At 51.5% G+C, this 16649-nt stretch carries 15 protein-coding genes; 10 read left to right on the top strand and 5 right to left on the bottom strand.

Features of this window, described 5'->3' with window-relative positions:
• The first annotated feature begins 5 nt into the window (after nt 1-5).
• From AACZ19_RS03255 to AACZ19_RS03225, 7 genes are all read left to right on the top strand, one after another.
• Nucleotides 6-1244: a thiolase family protein gene (locus tag AACZ19_RS03255; protein WP_339631084.1), complete on the top strand. Its 1239-nt coding sequence runs from the start codon at nt 6-8 to the stop codon at nt 1242-1244.
• Nucleotides 1245-1265: 21 nt separating this feature from the next.
• The gene (locus AACZ19_RS03250) at nt 1266-2816 is read left to right on the top strand and encodes an AMP-binding protein (protein WP_339631082.1); all 1551 of its coding nucleotides are present in this window, start codon (nt 1266-1268) and stop codon (nt 2814-2816) included.
• 73 nt (nt 2817-2889) lie between these two features.
• A complete protein-coding gene (locus AACZ19_RS03245; RefSeq protein ID WP_339631080.1) occupies nt 2890-4422 on the top strand; it encodes an AMP-binding protein in 1533 nt (510 codons plus the stop codon).
• 425 nt (nt 4423-4847) lie between these two features.
• Nucleotides 4848-5249 (top strand): 4-carboxymuconolactone decarboxylase, encoded by a 402-nt coding sequence (gene pcaC / locus AACZ19_RS03240; protein WP_339631078.1) that lies wholly within the window; start codon nt 4848-4850, stop codon nt 5247-5249.
• 10 nt (nt 5250-5259) lie between these two features.
• Nucleotides 5260-6000, top strand: a complete 741-nt coding sequence (pcaH, locus tag AACZ19_RS03235; RefSeq protein WP_339631076.1) for a protocatechuate 3,4-dioxygenase subunit beta — start codon at nt 5260-5262, stop codon at nt 5998-6000.
• A complete protein-coding gene (gene pcaG / locus AACZ19_RS03230) occupies nt 6000-6614 on the top strand; it encodes a protocatechuate 3,4-dioxygenase subunit alpha (protein ID WP_339631074.1) in 615 nt (204 codons plus the stop codon). Before pcaH ends, pcaG begins: the two co-directional genes overlap by 1 nt.
• Nucleotides 6615-6679: 65 nt before the next feature.
• Complete coding sequence (locus AACZ19_RS03225) at nt 6680-7738, top strand: 3-carboxy-cis,cis-muconate cycloisomerase (RefSeq protein WP_339631073.1); 1059 nt, start codon at nt 6680-6682, stop codon at nt 7736-7738.
• A gap of 86 nt (nt 7739-7824) precedes the next feature.
• Here AACZ19_RS03225 and AACZ19_RS03220 read toward each other — a convergent pair whose 3' ends face one another.
• Nucleotides 7825-8652, bottom strand: coding sequence for a helix-turn-helix domain-containing protein (locus tag AACZ19_RS03220; protein WP_339631071.1), 828 nt, complete (start codon nt 8650-8652; stop codon nt 7825-7827).
• 163 nt (nt 8653-8815) lie between these two features.
• Here AACZ19_RS03220 and pobA point away from each other — a divergent pair, with 163 nt between their 5' ends.
• Both pobA and fahA read left to right on the top strand, forming a co-directional pair.
• Nucleotides 8816-9997 (top strand): 4-hydroxybenzoate 3-monooxygenase, encoded by a 1182-nt coding sequence (gene pobA, locus AACZ19_RS03215; RefSeq protein WP_339631069.1) that lies wholly within the window; start codon nt 8816-8818, stop codon nt 9995-9997.
• Nucleotides 9998-10148: 151 nt separating this feature from the next.
• Nucleotides 10149-11486, top strand: a complete 1338-nt coding sequence (gene fahA, locus AACZ19_RS03210; protein ID WP_339631067.1) for a fumarylacetoacetase — start codon at nt 10149-10151, stop codon at nt 11484-11486.
• Nucleotides 11487-11759: 273 nt separating this feature from the next.
• On the opposite strand, the gene AACZ19_RS03205 is transcribed toward fahA, so the two are convergent.
• The 4 genes from AACZ19_RS03205 to AACZ19_RS03190 are packed head-to-tail and all read right to left on the bottom strand — an operon-like array spanning nt 11760 to nt 15150.
• Nucleotides 11760-12065, bottom strand: coding sequence for an antibiotic biosynthesis monooxygenase (locus AACZ19_RS03205; RefSeq protein WP_339631065.1), 306 nt, complete (start codon nt 12063-12065; stop codon nt 11760-11762).
• Between the two features lie 2 nt (nt 12066-12067).
• Nucleotides 12068-12742 (bottom strand): class II aldolase/adducin family protein, encoded by a 675-nt coding sequence (locus AACZ19_RS03200; protein ID WP_339631063.1) that lies wholly within the window; start codon nt 12740-12742, stop codon nt 12068-12070.
• Entirely contained in the window at nt 12739-14031 is a 1293-nt protein-coding gene (gene otnK, locus AACZ19_RS03195; protein ID WP_339631061.1) for a 3-oxo-tetronate kinase, read from the bottom strand. Before otnK ends, AACZ19_RS03200 begins: the two co-directional genes overlap by 4 nt.
• An 18-nt stretch (nt 14032-14049) precedes the next feature.
• Entirely contained in the window at nt 14050-15150 is a 1101-nt protein-coding gene (locus AACZ19_RS03190; RefSeq protein WP_339631059.1) for an isocitrate/isopropylmalate family dehydrogenase, read from the bottom strand.
• A gap of 400 nt (nt 15151-15550) precedes the next feature.
• On the opposite strand from AACZ19_RS03190, the gene AACZ19_RS03185 reads away from it, so the two are divergent.
• A complete protein-coding gene (locus AACZ19_RS03185; protein WP_339631057.1) occupies nt 15551-16573 on the top strand; it encodes a TRAP transporter substrate-binding protein in 1023 nt (340 codons plus the stop codon).
• Nucleotides 16574-16649 lie beyond the last annotated feature (76 nt).

Here is a 16649-nt window from a genome sequence, read left to right as displayed (position 1 = left end):
AGCGAATGTCGGATGTGTATATCATTGGAATAGGAATGTCGCAGTTCGGGAAGTTCTTGGACCGGTCTGTCAAGGATATGACTGCTGAAGTTGTTGAAGAGGCTCTGAAGGACTCCGGTCTGGAGCGGGAAAGCATTCAGGCCGCCTTTTTTGCAAACGCCTCCCAGGCGGCAGTTGAGGCGCAGTATCTGGTGCCGGGGCAGATTGCCTTGCGATCCGCTGGTTTCGAGGGGATTCCGATTACAAATATCGAGAACGCCTGCGCCAGTGCCAGTACTGCTCTTAACTCAGCCTGTGCCTTTGTTCAGTCAGGGCAAGGGGATATTGCGCTTGCCATTGGAACCGACAAGATGAACTCGACGGACCGTGCCCGTTCCTTTGCGGTTTTCGACGGTGGTTGGGATGTTCATGCGGCAGAGGAATCCATTGCCCGGTTGCTGGATATGTCAAAGGGCATGGAGTTGCCGCCTGAAGCTGAGGATAATGGCGGGCAGCGTAGCGTCTTTATGGATGTCTATGCGTCACTTGCCAAGAACCACATGAAGGCTTTCGGCATCACTCAGGCTGAAATAGCGGCGGCTTCGGCAAAGAACCATACACATTCCTATCATAATCCGAAGGCGCAATACCGGAATAAAATGACGGTAGAGGAGGTTCTCAACGATCGTCCGATCGCCTGGCCGCTCACCCTTGCGATGTGCGCGCCGATCAGTGATGGCGCGGCGGCGGCTATTGTGGTTTCAGAAGAAAAGGCGCGGCAACTTGGCTTGGGGCGAGCTGTGCGCGTCGCGGCCTCCGTGCTGCGGTCAGGCACGAACCGCAAGGCTGATGAGTTCCACAAGCAGATTACGCATCTCGCCGCAAATGCGGCTTATGAAAAATCCGGTCTCGCGCCAAAGGACATGGATGTCGCCGAAGTTCATGATGCGACGGCCTTTGCCGAGGTCCTTCAGGTTGAAGCGCTGGGCTTTTGCGATTTCGGGGAAGGCGGTCGGCTGTCTGCTGAAGGACATACAACCGTTGGCGGCCGTATCCCCGTAAATCCGTCCGGCGGGCTTGAATCCCGCGGTCATCCCATTGGTGCGACCGGCCTGGCTCAGGTCTATGAGCTGGTAACCCAGCTGCGCGGAGAAGCAGGCCCCCGTCAGGTGGACGGGGCACGGACGGCGATCGCCGAGAATGGGGGCGGCTTTATTGGCTATGAAGAAGCGGCTGCCTGTATCACAATTTTACAGAAAAACTAATCAATTACGGGAGAGAAGTTCGTGCGAGTCATTGATTATTTCGACCGGGGTGTTGCGCTGGATCCAGAGAGAGTTTGTCTGAAAGATAGCGGTATCTCTCTTAGCTATGCGGAGGTGCAGGAACGCAACTACAGAATTGCCAATGCCGTTATCCGGCTTGGAGTCAAGCCTCAAACGAAAGGCGCAGTTTTCAGCTCCAATGCCGTGCCGGCCTTCGAGTGCTGCCTGGGAATGTTACGCGCAGGTGTTGTCTGGGTGCCGCTCAACGCTAAAAATGAAACCAAGGAAAATGCATATATTCTCGACAACTGCGATGTTGAACTACTTTTCTATCACAGCTCTTTCGAAGAAAAAGTAGTAGAGTTCGCCAACCTTTGTCCAAAATTAAAGCACTTCATCTGTATCGATAAAGCAGGGGGACGCGGCGTCTATCTGGAAGATTGGATTGACGGAGAGGAAAATACCGATCCCGATATCGATGGGGATCAGGGTACACTCGCGTCGATCTTTTCATCCGGCGGCACGACCGGGCTGCCCAAAGGCGTCCTATGGACCAACCGTGTATGGGATGCCATGGTGACGGCTTTCTACACGACCATGCCGGCGAAAAAGCCACCCGTTCATCTGGTCGTCGCTCCAATGTCTCATGCGGCGGGTGTGCTCGCCATTCTCTCAATGGCGAATGGTGGAACGCAGGTCATTCTGCCGCAGTTTGATGCGGAAATGGTGGCGAAAACGATCGAGAGTGACGGGGTGACGCATTTGTTCCTGCCCCCGACGGCCATCTATATGCTGCTGTCCTATCCGGATGTAGGGAAGTATGACTATAGCAGTCTGGAGCATTTCATCTATGCAGCGGCGCCGATGTCTGTCGACAAGCTGAAGGAGTGCCTGAAAGTTTTCGGACCGGTTATGACCCAGTCCTTTGGGCAGGCCGAAGCGCCAATGTTCTGCACCTATCTTTCACCTGAAGATCATCTCGTAATCGGCAGTAATACAAAAGAAAAACGTCTGGCAAGTTGTGGGCGCCAGACGATGCAGACCCGCGTCCGGATTATGGATGACGAGGGTAATCTTCTGCCGCCGAATGAACGCGGGGAAATCGTTGTCAACGGGAACCTGGTGATGATGGGTTATTACAAGAACCCGGAAGCGACGGAAGAAGTTTCCACCTTCGGCTGGCATCATACCGGCGACATCGGCTATATCGACGAAGATGGGTATGTCTATATCGTCGACCGCAAGAAGGACATGATTATCACCGGTGGCTTCAACGTCTATCCAAGTGAGATCGAGCAGGTGATCTGGGGTCATCCTTCCGTTCAGGACTGTGCGGTCGTCGGCGCGCCGGATGAAAAATGGGGAGAAGCCGTCAAGGCGGTGATCGAATTAAAGACCGGCTGCACGCTCGAGGAAGACGAAGTCATCAGCCTCTGCAAGAAAGCCCTCGGTAGCGTGAAGGCGCCGAAATCAGTGGAATTCTGGAAAACTCTGCCACGTACACCGGTCGGGAAAGTCCGTAAAAAGGATATTCGCGCAAGCTTCTGGAAGGAAGGTGAGCGGGCGATCTAGGGTTTCGGCAGGAAGAGTGGGACGGTCCCATCATATGACCCTGTCATAACAATAAGAACGAGGGACGTGAGTAATGAATATTGCAGATTTCCTGCCGCGTGTGGCGGCAGCTTACGGCGATAAACCGGCCATCTCCCTGGGAACGCGGCGGCTTCATACCTATCAAGAGTTTGCAGACCGCGCGCGTTCTCTCGCCGGGGGCCTTCGCGGTGAGCTCGGGCTGAGCGAGGGTGACCGCGTCGGTCTCGCCATGACGAACACGCCGAAATATATGGAAATCCTCGTTGCCTGTTGGCATGCAGGGCTTTGCGCTGTTCCCATGAATGCCAAACTGCATCCCAAAGAGTTTGCCTTCATAATCGAGAATGCAGGGGCAAAAGTCTGCTTTGTAACCGAAAACCTGACCGCGGGTATCAGTGAATTCATGGAGACCATCGATGGGTTCGAGCGGGTATTCTGCGTCAATGATGATGATTATGAGGCCCTGACGACGCATTCTCCGATAGGGATAGTTGATGTATCGGAGACTGACCCCGCCTGGATCTTCTATACCAGCGGGACGACAGGGCGGCCTAAAGGGGCGACGCTCACACACCGGACCCTGCTGGCCATGACATTGCGGTATTACGCGGATGTCGATCAACCCTCGCCGGAGGATAGCTATTTCCACACGGCCCCGATGTCTCACGCCGATGGCCTTTATGCTATTCCACATCTTATCAAGGCATCGCACCATGTCGTGCCGGAAAGTGGCGGTTTTAACGTGGAGGAAATATTCGGACTTCTTGAAACCTACAAGAACGCAACCTTTATGGCCGCGCCAACGATGCTGACACGAATGACGAACCATCCGAAGGCAAGCGAAGCGAGGTCCGAGAATATCAAGACGATCTATTATGGCGGGGCCCCCATGTATCTGGAGGATACGAAGCGCGCCATTGCTACATTCGGACCTTGCATAATGCAGATTTTTGGACAGGGCGAGTCGCCAAACACCGGTACCATCCTTAGCAAGGATTTGCACGCTGATTATGATAATCCGAAATACGAGAAGCGGCTCTCAAGCGTCGGATTGCCGCGCACAGGCGTTGAAGTTCGCATTTTCGATGAGAATGATAAGGAAGTGCCAACCGGAGAAGTCGGTGAGATTGTCCTCAGGAGCGATGTCGTCATGGCGGGCTACTGGAATAACCCGGAGGCCACAAGCCGGACGATCCGGAACGGCTGGCTCCATACCGGCGATGTCGGGTTATTGGATGACGATGGATTTCTTACCCTGAAGGATCGCTCGAAGGATATGATCATCAGTGGTGGAACCAATATATATCCCCGCGAGATCGAAGAAGTGCTGCTGATGGACAGCAGGCTGGATGAGGTGTCTGTGGTTGGCCGTCCGGAACCCGACTGGGGCGAGGAAGTGGTTGCCTTCGTCGTAATTCGTGAAGGGGCGTCCGTTACCCCGGAAGAGCTTGAAGAGCTGTGCCTCAACAATATCGCCCGTTTCAAGCGACCCAAGGAGTATTTCTTCGTCGATCAATTGCCAAAAAGTAACTATGGGAAGATCCTAAAAACTGAACTCAGAAAACACTTTACCCTGACAAATTAATAGGCGCATGGCATCAAATAAATTTACAGGATGATCGCTAATTTTGTTTCCCTGTTTAACAGGGAACGTGTCAGAGACGCGTTCGCATGTGACTTCTAACACCACCACTCATTCTCAGGCGGACCTGGATCCAGTCCGGGTTCGCCCCTGAATCCCACAGTATGGGACCCTTGGCGATATCCGATGATAGGCGTTGTCGCTCTAACTTCCTGTGAACATAGATAAGAAAACTTTTTCTTCGACTGAAATTAGACGGGTATAGATTTCCCCGCCACTAAGTTAATGTGACAACACAGCGTTATAGAAGTAAAGTGGACAAGCGCTGTTGAGTGGGTTCAAGTCAAATTTCTGCGATGACCGAGCGGATGCCGTCGTCCCTATTTTGAGGGATCTTACGCACCTACACCTGCAAAGGGAGGCACTAAATGACCAAGACTGGCCAGAGGTTAGAGAGATATAAAACGGGAGCGGCCACGCGGCGAGCTGTTCTCGGAGATAAACATGTGAGTCAGTCTGACAAAGGAAAAACGGAATTTGACGCTCCGTTTCAGGACCTGATTACGGAAGGGGCATGGGGGCAGGTCTGGTCACGCCCGCATTGGAGCAAGCGGGAGCGCTCCATGGTCACCATTGCTCTCCTGGCTGCTCTTGGTCACCATGAGGAATGCGCCATGCATGTACGGGCCACGAAAAATACGGGGGCAAGCCGCGAGGATATTTGTGAAGCCATGCTGCATGTGGCAATCTACGCCGGTGTTCCAGCCGCTAATTCGGCCATTAAAATCATCAAGAAGATCTTCGAGGAAGAAGATACAGCAGAAAGCTGAGGGAGAGGGAATGAGCAACCGAAAGCCGAACACTGGCGCCTTTTTTGGACGGGACTTGAATTGGCACCCGCCCGCTTTTGCGCCCGCTTACAAGACCAGTGTATTACGGTCTCCGAAAAAGGCGCTTCTCTCGCTCGACAATACCCTTACGGAAATCACAGGTCCGGTTTTTGGCCACTCCGATCTTGGGGAGTTGGATAATGACCTGCTGCTCAACTATTCGCAAGATGGCGGATTGCCGGTGGGGGAGCGGATCATTGTCCACGGCCGTGTGCATGACGAGCGCGGCCTGCCGGTGCCGAATGCCCTGATTGAGGTATGGCAACCGAATGCCGGGGGACGCTATCGCCACAAGAAAGAAACCTATATCGCACCACTCGATCACAATTTCGGCGGATGCGGGAGAGTGCTCACCGACGAAAACGGCGCCTACTCCTTTCGCACTGTGAAACCCGGACCATATCCATGGCCCAATGGAGTGAATGACTGGCGTCCCTCCCATATACATTTTTCCATTTTCGGAAGCGGGTTTGCCCAGCGGCTGATTTCTCAGATGTATTTCGAGGGCGATCCACTTATTTGGCGATGCCCTATCGTCCGGTCAATTCCCGATGAGAATGCAGTGAAACAATTGATTGCGCCGCTTGACACGGCGAATACGATCCCAATGGACAGCATTGCCTATAAATTCGATATTATCCTCAGAGGACGCCGTTCGACCCTGTTTGAAAACCGGCTGGAGGGGAATTGATGACTCAACCGCTCACATACTTCAAGGAAACTCCGTCCCAGACGGCCGGCCCTTATGTGCATATCGGCCTTACCCCGAACTTCACCGAGATCAAGGGCATCTATGACGAGGATTTGGGACATAATCTGGTCAATGATCTCACGGAGGGGGAGCGCCTTACCGTAAAGGGCCGGATATTCGACGGCATGGGAGTCCCTTTGAAAGACGCACTGGTCGAAATATGGCAGGCGGATTCAAAAGGACTGTACAATAGCCCATCCGAACTCCGGGGGCAGGCGGATCCTAATTTTACCGGTTGGGGACGGTGTCCCTCTCATATGGAAAGCGGTGTCTTCACATTCGAAACCATCAAGCCCGGGCCCGTCCCCTTTAAGGATGGTCGCCTGATGGCGCCCCATATCGCATTCTGGATTGTGGCGCGGGGTATTAACCTCGGCCTGCACACCCGCATGTACTTCTCCGATGAGGAAGCAGCAAATGGGGATGATCCGGTTCTCGCCCATATCGAGCATCGGGATCGGGCTTCCACACTAATTGGCGATCGCAAAGGCAATAAAGTCACGTTCGATATTCATTTGCAGGGTGACAGGGAAACAGTATTTTTTGATCTGTAAGGCAATTAAGGAATGTTAATATTCCAGTCCTTTCACGATGCTGAGCAGGAGAGGCGGATTAATCCATGACAGTTTCAGCTTTCGAGCATCCGTTTCTCGCTGGCATAGCCGGGCGCGACGAGATTACTGATCATCTCGGGGCAGAGGCGGAAATCCGCGCCATGTTGGCCTTTGAAACCGCGCTCGCCCGGGCGACAGCAGACGCTGGATTAATCCCGGATGGATCGGCGTTGGAAATCGAGACGGCCGCGTCCGCCTATCAGCCGGACTGGGCAAGGCTGAGGGAAGGAGTGATGCGCGATGGTGTTGTCGTGCCGGAGCTGGTTTCAGCCCTGAAAGAAACTGTAAATGAGGAAACCCGCCCTGCCGTGCATTACGGCGCCACGAGTCAGGATGTCATTGATACTGCACTCGTACTGCGATTACGCCCCATTCTCGATTTGTTTCGTGCCGACATTGAGGGTCTTCTGGTCCTTCTGCGTGACTTGACTGAAAGATTTGGACAGGATGAAGTAATGGGCCGGACTCGGCTTCAAGATGCCCTGCCTATTCTATTTCATCATCGTCTTGGAAACTGGCGCTCTCCCCTCTCAGGGTTGCTCAGGGATCTGGAAGGGGTGGAAAAATTACTCCTAAAGATACAGTTTGGCGGCGCCGTTGGCACACTGGACAGATTTGACGGTAAAGGAAAAATTATCCGGGCAAAATTGGCTCAACAACTCTCGCTTGCGGATACCGAATGTTGGCATACAGACCGCCGCTCCCTAGGCGCATTCGCAAGTTGGATGTCATCGGTAACTGCGGCGCTTGGCAAGATCGGAACAGACATAGCTCTCATGAAGCAAAACGGGCTGGATGAAATACGGTTATCCTCAGCGGGCGGCTCATCGGCCATGGCGCATAAAAAGAACCCTGTGCAGGCAGAATATCTGATGAGCTTTGCGCGTTTTACCGCTGGTCAGGCCGGAATATTCTCTCAATCGGCGGTTCATGAATTTGAGCGATCCGGTAGCAGCCTTACTCTGGAATGGTTGGTTTTGCCTCAGATGATTCAGGCTACCGGCGCAAGCCTGTCTCACGGCAAGGCATTGTTGGGCAGCATAACAGGGGTGGGCGCTCGCTGAACGGTTTCTATGGCATCTACCCATAGCAAGATTCCGGTTGCGTACTTTCTGATCACACTTTTTCTGACGTGGCTTCCATACTGACTCTAGATTTCCGGTTCCAAATTTTGTCGAAAGGCGTTGGGGGACAATCCCATGTTTTTACGGAACAGGCGGGAAAAGTGAGCTGGGTCCGTAAATCCCAGGGAATAGGCGACTTCCGAAACAGTCATTCTTGTATAGGCGAGGGAACGCCTCGCCTCCAGCATGAGCCGCTCCTGGATGAGATCTGACGTTGTTCGACCTGTTACCTGCCGACAAAGACGATTTAAGTGCTGGGTTGTGATCCCGATGGCTGCCGCGTACCCGCCTGCGTTATGACACTCGACAAACCGTTCTTCCAGAAGCGCCAGAAACGTTTGCAAATGTGTTTTTTCTGTCGATCCCTTTTTCTGAAGTTCAAAGCGGTTTTGCTCAAGTGCTCGCGCAAAATCAATAGCCAGGATTCCGACAAGATGCGTCAGATATCCCCGTCGGTTTTTCCTTGGATGACTATGCTCCCTGTCGATCCGCATAATAGAGGCAGTAATTTCCGGCGTAGCTAAAACCACTGCGGGAGTTGAAAGCTCCTCACCAAGATCTGGGGTCGATTTCAATACCTCATCCAGTACTTGTTGCGGCACAGTAATGACCCACCCTTGTGTCTCCCGTTGAAACTGGAACCCGTGTACTGTCAGAAGCGGTATTGTGATTGCTACTGGCGGGGTCAGCTCATAAGTCTGTCCATCCATCGCAATTGAACCGCCGCCGCTTTCAAGAAGAAAGAACTGGTGCAGTTGGTGATGTCGATGCGGGGCTATCTTCCAGTCCAGCTGCCGGGATCTGGAGGCGATGGACTCACAATGCAGTGTATCGGGAAAGTGCGCAGGTCCCACTTCCCCGTAAAGCGCATAGTTGGGAATATCCGGCTTCTGCGCTCTATGTTCGATTTGTCCAATTATTTTTATGATCCGTCCATTCCAGATACGCTGAATTGCTATAAATTTTAATATATCAGAGACAGGGTCGTGTTTCAAAGCGACAAGAGGGGAGAATAACTTGCGAACCCAGGTGGCTATTATCGGCGGCGGTCCGGCCGGTCTGCTACTATCCCAGATTCTCGATTTAAAAGGAATTCGTTCCGTCATACTGGAACGCAAAAGCCGGGAGTATGTACTTGGACGGATCCGTGCCGGTGTACTGGAGCAGGGGCTCGCCGATATGTTGCGCGCAGCCGGGGTAGGAGATCGCATGGACAGGGAAGGCCAAATCCATGAAGGAACGGACATCGCCTTTGCCGGAAAACGCCATCGCATTGACTTTGCCGGACTTACGGGGGGGGAAACTGTCATGGTGTACGGCCAGACGGAAGTAACCCATGATTTATACGATGCCCGGGATGCTCTAGGCGGTTCCATTATCGACGAGGCAAAAAATGTAGAAATAAATGGAATTGATACACATACTCCCTCCGTCGTTTATGAAAAGGACGGTCAGATACATACTCTACATTGCGACTTTATCGCGGGTTGCGACGGTTCTCATGGGGTATGCCGCACAAGTATCCCGGCTGACATCCGGCGTGAATATGAAAAGGTTTATCCTTTTGGTTGGCTAGGTGTGCTGTCTGAGACCCCTCCGGTCTCACGGGAGCTTATCTACAATCATCACCCGGAAGGTTTCGCTCTTTGTTCCATGCGCAGCAATAGCCTCAGCCGTTATTATGTCCAGGTGCCACGGGAGGAGAAGATTGACGACTGGGGTGATGAACGGTTTTGGGAAATGCTGAAACGTCGCCTTCCGGAAGAAATTTCTGCGTCACTCGTCACAGGTCCGTCCATTGAAAAAAGCATCGCACCGTTGCGTTCCTTTGTATCCGAACCGCTTTCTTACGGACGGCTGTTTCTGGCAGGGGATGCGGGGCATATCGTCCCGCCAACCGGCGCCAAAGGCCTTAATCTCGCCGCATCGGATGTTCATTATCTGTCAGACGCATTGATCAGCTACTATCGGACGAATGATGAAGACCTGTTGCGCCGTTATTCAGAAACGGCTTTAAAGCGTGTCTGGAAGGCGACCCGTTTTTCATGGTGGATGACCACATTACTGCATCACTTTCCGGAGAACGAAGGCTTTGGTGATCGAATCCAGCAAACCGAGCTGGAGTATCTATTCTCGTCTAAAGCTGCACAAACGGTCCTAGCCGAAAATTATGTGGGACTTCCCTACGAACCTTCCTGATGACCATTTTCTCTTCGGCCAGCTTTCAAGAACGACAAAAAAGGTAGTTGCCAAGGTAAATAAGATCGGTCGCAAAGTCCGCCGGATGGACGTAGAGTAGTGTCATCCAATGGTTGGGATGGATTTTGGTCAGATGCAAGAGTGGATGGAAATGACGTTACTGAACGAAACACATGACCCAAATAGTATGAGTTGGGTTGAGTCTGCAAATGAACAGGGGAATCCCTTTCCGCTTCAGAACCTGCCATATGCGGTGTTTCGTAGGAAAGGGTCAGATGAACCGTTTCGTATCGGTGTGGGGATTGGCGACAAAATTCTGGACCTGACAACGTTGGGCCAATCGGGAGTCGCGCGGCCCACTCAACTGGATATTCCGGAGAGTTTGTACGCATCCACTCTCAACCGCTTCATGGCGGAAGGAAACATCATCTGGACCCGTACCCGAAAAATATTGTTTGAGGTTTTAAGGCAAGGGAGCCCTTATGAGGGTAAAGTTCTGGATTGCCTGATAGATCAGTCAAAAGCGGAGTATGGGCTTCCGGCGACGATAATGGATTATACGGACTTCTATGCGTCGATTGACCATGCGACGAATATTGGAAAGCTGTTCCGGCCGGATAATCCATTAATGCCGAACTATGAATGGGTGCCGATTGCGTATCATGGCCGTTCGTCCTCGATTGTCGTTTCGGGGGAGCCGATTGTTAGGCCGAACGGCCAAATCCGACCTTCCATTGATACCCCACCATACGTATCAGCGTGTAAAAAGCTGGATTATGAAATGGAGGTCGGACTTTTAGTCGGGACCGGCAATCAACAGAATGTTCCAATTCCCATTGATGAGGCGGAACGTCATCTCTTCGGCATTTGCCTTCTTAATGACTGGTCGGCGAGAGACATTCAGGCATGGGAATATCAACCGCTCGGGCCGTTTCTCGGCAAGAACTTCGCAACGACACTCTCTCCCTGGATTGTGACCATGGAGGCGATCGCTCCGTTTCGTACTTCTGAGAAGCGGGCAGGGGACAGAACCCTCCTCCCTTACCTTAATTCGGAAAAAGAAGGGGCAAATCTTGGCATTGATATGTATCTGGATGTTTCCATACAGTCATCGAAAATGAAAGAAGAGGGCCTTCCGCCCAAATGCCTTGGCCTGAGTAACTTCAAATATTCATACTGGACGCCGGCACAGATGGTCGCTCATCATACGGTGAATGGATGCAATCTGCGGGCAGGGGACCTGTTCGGAAGTGGCACCATGTCGGGCCCGGGAGCAGATCAAACCGGTGCTCTGATAGAATTGACGCAAGGCGGCAAGCTCCCTATCCAGATTTCAAACACAGAAAACAGAAGTTTCCTGGAAGATGGGGATACGGTCTTCATGACGGCCTGGTGCGAAAGGGACGGATATCGGGCAATCGGGTTCGGGGGGTGCAACGGGACTATAATGTCCGCAGCTGACCCGGTAGACAGAAAATATGGAGGATAACTTGAAAGCTGCAATTATTGGCGAAGATGAGGACGGGCGTTCAACTAGCACCAAACGGGTCTCGTGGCCTGCTTTCACTGGGCATGGAGGAGGCGTTGCTGAAGGTTGGAACTGAAACCACGGGTAAGACAATTTACCTTGGGGTGCTTCCGAAACTCGCGATTTCAGGCTCCTTGGAGAAGAAAATCAGTCTGGGGCCCCATACCCGCTCAGCCGAAATAAGGCTGGAGGCGTTGCCTGAGGTTCAATCTCTCTTCCTTTATTGATGCCTAGTCATTTTGCACTGGAAATGCCATTCACTTGGTTGAGCGTGCGGACCGACTTCTCAAGGATCCAGCCGCGGATGGTTTTGTCAAAATTCAGAAAATGTGACGACGTCAGGTGGTTCTGAAAGGAACGCTGGTCAGAATATAATTCATACAGCGTAAATTGCGTTGGGTCGTCCGGGTCGCAACAGACATCAAATTGATGACAGTCCGCTTCTTTGGTCAAGGAATCCTGCGCTTGTTTGACAAGGGCATTCTGGAAAGGTGTAACGAACTCTTCCTTCGCTTTAAAATCCACAAGAACGACAAACATTTTTATTGCTCCGGGTTGGGTAGAAAAGACTTGCCAGTGCCGTAGCCCTTTCTAAACTTACTGATCGCCTCATCCATCTGCTTTTTAGTCAGGATAGTTGGCCCCCCCACAGCTAATGTCCGACAAAAAACGTCGCACAATGTTTCCACTTCCTGTGCCATAGAAAGTGCCTGCTTTAGCGTGCCACCCAGGGCGATTTGTCCATGATTTGCCAGCAAGCAGGCTTTTCGGTCCTCAAGGGCAATTAGCGTGACATCCGACAACTCCTGTGTTGCAAAGGTCCGATAAGAAGCACAGCGGACTGAATCTCCCCCCGCAACGCCGATCATATAATGAAAGGCAGGCAGATCGCGATTAAGACAGGCAACAGTCATAACGGCCTTGCCATGTGTATGAACAACGGCATTGACGTCCCGCCGGGTTTTGAGGATATCCTCATGAAACCGCCATTCGCTTGAGGGTTTGCGGAGCCCGTTGGGACACTCATAGTCGCCTGCGAACTTTTTGAAAACAATATCTTCCGGGGTCATGTCGTCGTAGGCCATGCCGGATGGCGTAATCAGATACCCGTTCCCTTCGCGGATAGATGCATTTCCTGACGTACCCTGATTTATGCCCAGCGCATTCATTTGCCGAACCGTCTTTATTAACTCCCGTCGAGCGTCAAGATCGTTCATGACCGTATTATTTCCATGGAATTAATTTGCACTGATGCTTTAAGAAAGAAATCCCGGGCGCCGAAGTTGCCGGATTTGAGAGCGAGTGCCATTGGCTGCCCTGAGCGGCTCAGTGTCCAAGGGACGCCGGGGTCAATTTGCGGACCTATCTCAAGGACCTGTATCGCGAGAGCATGGATTACCGCGCCGGACGTCTCTCCGCCAGCAACAATAAACCGGGTGAAGCCGGAGGCCTGAAGGGCAGAGGCTAATTGACCCAGAGTACCCTCAATGAGAGTACCGACCGCAACCCGATTTTTCTCATCTTGAAGTGCTATAACTTCTGTCGGAGATGCAGAGGTGTAGATCAGGATCGGCCCGTCTTCCCGCGTATTCTTGCTCACCCATTCCAATGTTTGACGGAGGACCGGTTTATCGTCGAGTATATCCTGAGGATTGATCTTCAAGGTCGGCATCCGGGACTTGGCATAGTCTATTTGCTCTAACGTCGCCTCCGAGCAACTCCCGGACAAGATGACGGTTCGTCCTTTCGGCGCATCGAAAGGACTATTCAGGTTGGGGGAGCCCAGAAGTCCTTTTTCCCGAAAGTTGTCCGGCAGTCCCATGGCGACAGCGGATCCTCCCGTGATCAGTTTCAGATCCTTGCAGGCTGAGCCGATGGATTTCAAATGGTCGTTGTTCAAGCCGTCCATAACGAAAATGGTTGTGTTGTCCGGATTGTGTTGATCAAATATTTTCCGGATTTCCTTATTTCCGAGATCGACGCTTTCAAAGTAAATATTCGAAATATGGTTGTCGCTCTGTCGGGACAATACCCGATTGAGGTTGGAGTCAGTCATGGGTGTAAGCGGGTGATTTCTGAGTGAAGACTCCGACAACAATGTATCATTAACAAATAAATGACCCTTATAAACTGTCCTTCCATTTTCGGGAAACGAAGGGCAGGCGATGGTATAGGGGCAGTCAAGATAATCCATCAACGCGTCGGCAACCGGACCGATATTCCCGTCATCTGTTGAATCAAATGTTGAACAGTATTTGAAGAAAATCTGTTTTGCTCCGCCGTTCAGCAACCACTCGCATGCGGCCAGAGATTGTTGAACCGCTTCCGCGGCGGGAATGGTTCTCGATTTGAGTGCAATCACAATTGCATCGGCGTCAGGTTTCGGCGTTGTTTCGTCCGGTACCCCGATAATCTGAACCGTCTTCATCCCTTCGCGCATCAGGATCATGGCAAGGTCAGTTGCCCCCGTCAGATCATCTGCAATACATCCAAGTACGATAGTCATTGATTTGTCCTCGGTCTCTCAGGAGTTTATTTGACGAATGATTTCCTGGGTTACCGCCCTCGTTCCCATGTCACCGCCAAATTCAGCCGGCCGTATGGTATTTTGAAAAAATCCCGAATGTATGGCGTCGGTAATGACATCTGCCGCATCCGACAAGGCTTGGCTTCCCGCTTTATCCGCAAGATAATCCAGCATTAATGAACCGCTGAGAATGGCCGCCAGCGGGTTGGCTTTATCCAGGCCCATAATATCGGGTGCTGTTCCGTGCGCCGGTTGGAAAAGACCATGATTGTCTCCAATTTCTCCGCAGGCTGCCATTCCCATCCCCCCGACAAGGCCGCCGGCGAGATCTGACAAAATATCTCCAAACATGTTCTCCATCACCAGGATATCAAAATCCCAAGGTTTTCTGATTAGGTCCAGCGCTTGCGCATCGACATAGTTATATCCCTTTTCAATATCGGGAAATGCGCGGCTCCTTTCGTCAAAGATTTTTCGAAAAAAGGCCATAGATTTGAAAACATTGGCTTTATCGACGCATGTGACAATGCCTCTGGATCCTTTTTCCTTACGTTTTCGGGCCATGTTAAAGGCAAAATCATGTAATTTTTCGGTCGTCTTGCGCGTAATTCTAAGTGTGTCTTGCACTTCATCATCGGTTTCCACGGGACATCTGTCGTGAACGGCTGCCGAATAAAAAAGCCCTTCGGTCGACTCCCTGAGGATAATCATGTCGATTGCCGCGGCTCGGTCATCCGATAATTTTTGCGGGATATTTGGGTAGGCCTTTATCGGGCGAATGCCAGCATAGAGTTGAAAGCGATCCCGCAAGCGCAGGTGAGGGGAGATTTCCGTACCATTCTCATATCGAACGGATGGGAGGCCGATTGCGCCCAGAAATATTGCGTCCGCCGCACCAGCCATTTCCTCTCCTTCAGCCTCAATATCAAGTCCTGTCTCTTGGTAGTAGCCGGCACCTGCCAGAATTTGCCGATAGCGAAGAGAAAAACCGCCTACTCGGCTTTGGGCTGCATCAATTACGGCTAAAGTTGCGTCCGTAACATCTATCCCGATCCCATCCCCCTTGATGGTTGCGATTTGAAAAGACGGAATGGCCATAATTGATAATCCTGCAATGATTCACTTAACGGACGAGTTCGCAAGTTATGCGATTTGGTGGGTTGAGAAATAGTTGATGGAGCTTATCACAGCCAACCAACAAGGTTACGTCTTTTGAAAATCTCATTTCCTGTGATGGTGGAATTATCCCGCATCAATCACCCTGACTAACATTTTGTTTTTTTTACGACTTATTTGGTTCAAACAGTAGGGATCCTAATGACCCGACGCATGTATTTAATATGGTATTATCAAATATGTCAATGTATACATAAAAAAATACATTGACATATTTATTACCGAATATACTGTACTGATGAAACTGGAGCACGGCAGGTTCTCTGGCCTGGCTGTTTTGATAAACGACGGTAAAAAATCACCGTAACAAGGGAGATATATTATGTTAAAAAATGTCAGTAGATTCACAACAGGGGCGTTGGTAGCTGTAACGGCGTTGTCTGGCGCCCTGTTGTTTTCCAACAACGCGTCTGCCGAAAAAGTACTGCGTTTCAGCCATACGGATAACCCTGGCGGGTCGCGCCAGGCCGCCGCAGAGGTATTTGCAAAGAAAGTGGAGGAATATACGGAAGGCCGGTACAAAATCCGGATTTACCCTGCCGGGCAGCTGGCAAATGATCCCAAAGCCATTGAGCAGCTCCAGCTGGGCGGTGTCGATTTCACGGTGTCAGCCACAGGAAGTTATGCAACGCATCTGCCCAGCCTGAACCTTACAGCCATGCCGTTTCTTGTTGACACATACGAGCAGGGTTGGGAATTTTACGATAATTCGGAGTGGCTCAAGAACGAATTCTCCAAGCTCCCCTCAAAGGGTTTTCGTGTTTTGTCTACATGGGAAGCAGGTTTCAGAAGCTTCACGACTCGCATGGAGTTGAAATCACCCGCGGATGCAAAAGGGCGCAAAATGCGTGTTTATCCGAATGACATGATCCGCTGGACCATGGAAGCGATTGGGTTTCAGACAGTCGTAATGCCGATTACCGATGTTTACCTGTCTATTCAGCAGGGCGTTGTGGATGGCCAGGAAAATCCGGTTGATACCATTAAGTCTTTGCGGTTCTATGAAGTTGCTCCGTATATTACATTGACGCGTCACGTTTACAGCCCACTTCCTCTGACCATTTCTGAAAATACATGGCAGTCCTTTTCGGATCCTGACAAGGCTGCCGTAAAAAAAGCTGCCGACGAGGCCGCCACTTTCAGCCGCAATCTTGTCAGGGATTCCGTCAACAGCCAGCTTGATGAAATGAAGGCTGCCGGGGCGAAAATAAGCACGCCTGAAATTGGACCGTTCAGAGACGCTGTTGCCTCTGTCTATGAAAAAGCGAAAGGCATCTATGGTGAAGACGTCGCAAAAGTTTTGGCGGATGCGGCCGATATTCGCAAAAGGCTCCCAGCTAAATAAGCACGAATGAAATCAAACAGGCCCGCCTTAAACTGCGGGCCTGCCTCATTTCATCGTCATTAAAGGGGAGTGCAAG

This window comes from uncultured Sneathiella sp., from assembly GCF_963973085.1.
Classification (GTDB): Bacteria; Pseudomonadota; Alphaproteobacteria; order Sneathiellales; family Sneathiellaceae; genus Sneathiella.
The sequence above is the reverse complement of the archived record's forward strand: the minus strand, read 5'-3'. Positions and strand labels throughout refer to the sequence as shown.

What these genes read in the sequence shown, in the direction of transcription:
- pcaC (WP_339631078.1), top strand. Translation starts at nt 4,848, where the DNA reads ATGACCAAGACTGGCCAGAGGTTAGAGAGATATAAAACGGGAGCGGCC.
- AACZ19_RS03245 (WP_339631080.1), top strand. Translation starts at nt 2,890, where the DNA reads ATGAATATTGCAGATTTCCTGCCGCGTGTGGCGGCAGCTTACGGCGAT.
- AACZ19_RS03205 (WP_339631065.1), bottom strand. Translation starts at nt 12,065, where the DNA reads ATGTTTGTCGTTCTTGTGGATTTTAAAGCGAAGGAAGAGTTCGTTACA.
- AACZ19_RS03190 (WP_339631059.1), bottom strand. Translation starts at nt 15,150, where the DNA reads ATGGCCATTCCGTCTTTTCAAATCGCAACCATCAAGGGGGATGGGATC.
- AACZ19_RS03255 (WP_339631084.1), top strand. Translation starts at nt 6, where the DNA reads ATGTCGGATGTGTATATCATTGGAATAGGAATGTCGCAGTTCGGGAAG.
- pcaG (WP_339631074.1), top strand. Translation starts at nt 6,000, where the DNA reads ATGACTCAACCGCTCACATACTTCAAGGAAACTCCGTCCCAGACGGCC.
- fahA (WP_339631067.1), top strand. Translation starts at nt 10,149, where the DNA reads ATGACGTTACTGAACGAAACACATGACCCAAATAGTATGAGTTGGGTT.
- AACZ19_RS03185 (WP_339631057.1), top strand. Translation starts at nt 15,551, where the DNA reads ATGTTAAAAAATGTCAGTAGATTCACAACAGGGGCGTTGGTAGCTGTA.
- AACZ19_RS03200 (WP_339631063.1), bottom strand. Translation starts at nt 12,742, where the DNA reads ATGAACGATCTTGACGCTCGACGGGAGTTAATAAAGACGGTTCGGCAA.
- pcaH (WP_339631076.1), top strand. Translation starts at nt 5,260, where the DNA reads ATGAGCAACCGAAAGCCGAACACTGGCGCCTTTTTTGGACGGGACTTG.
- AACZ19_RS03225 (WP_339631073.1), top strand. Translation starts at nt 6,680, where the DNA reads ATGACAGTTTCAGCTTTCGAGCATCCGTTTCTCGCTGGCATAGCCGGG.
- otnK (WP_339631061.1), bottom strand. Translation starts at nt 14,031, where the DNA reads ATGACTATCGTACTTGGATGTATTGCAGATGATCTGACGGGGGCAACT.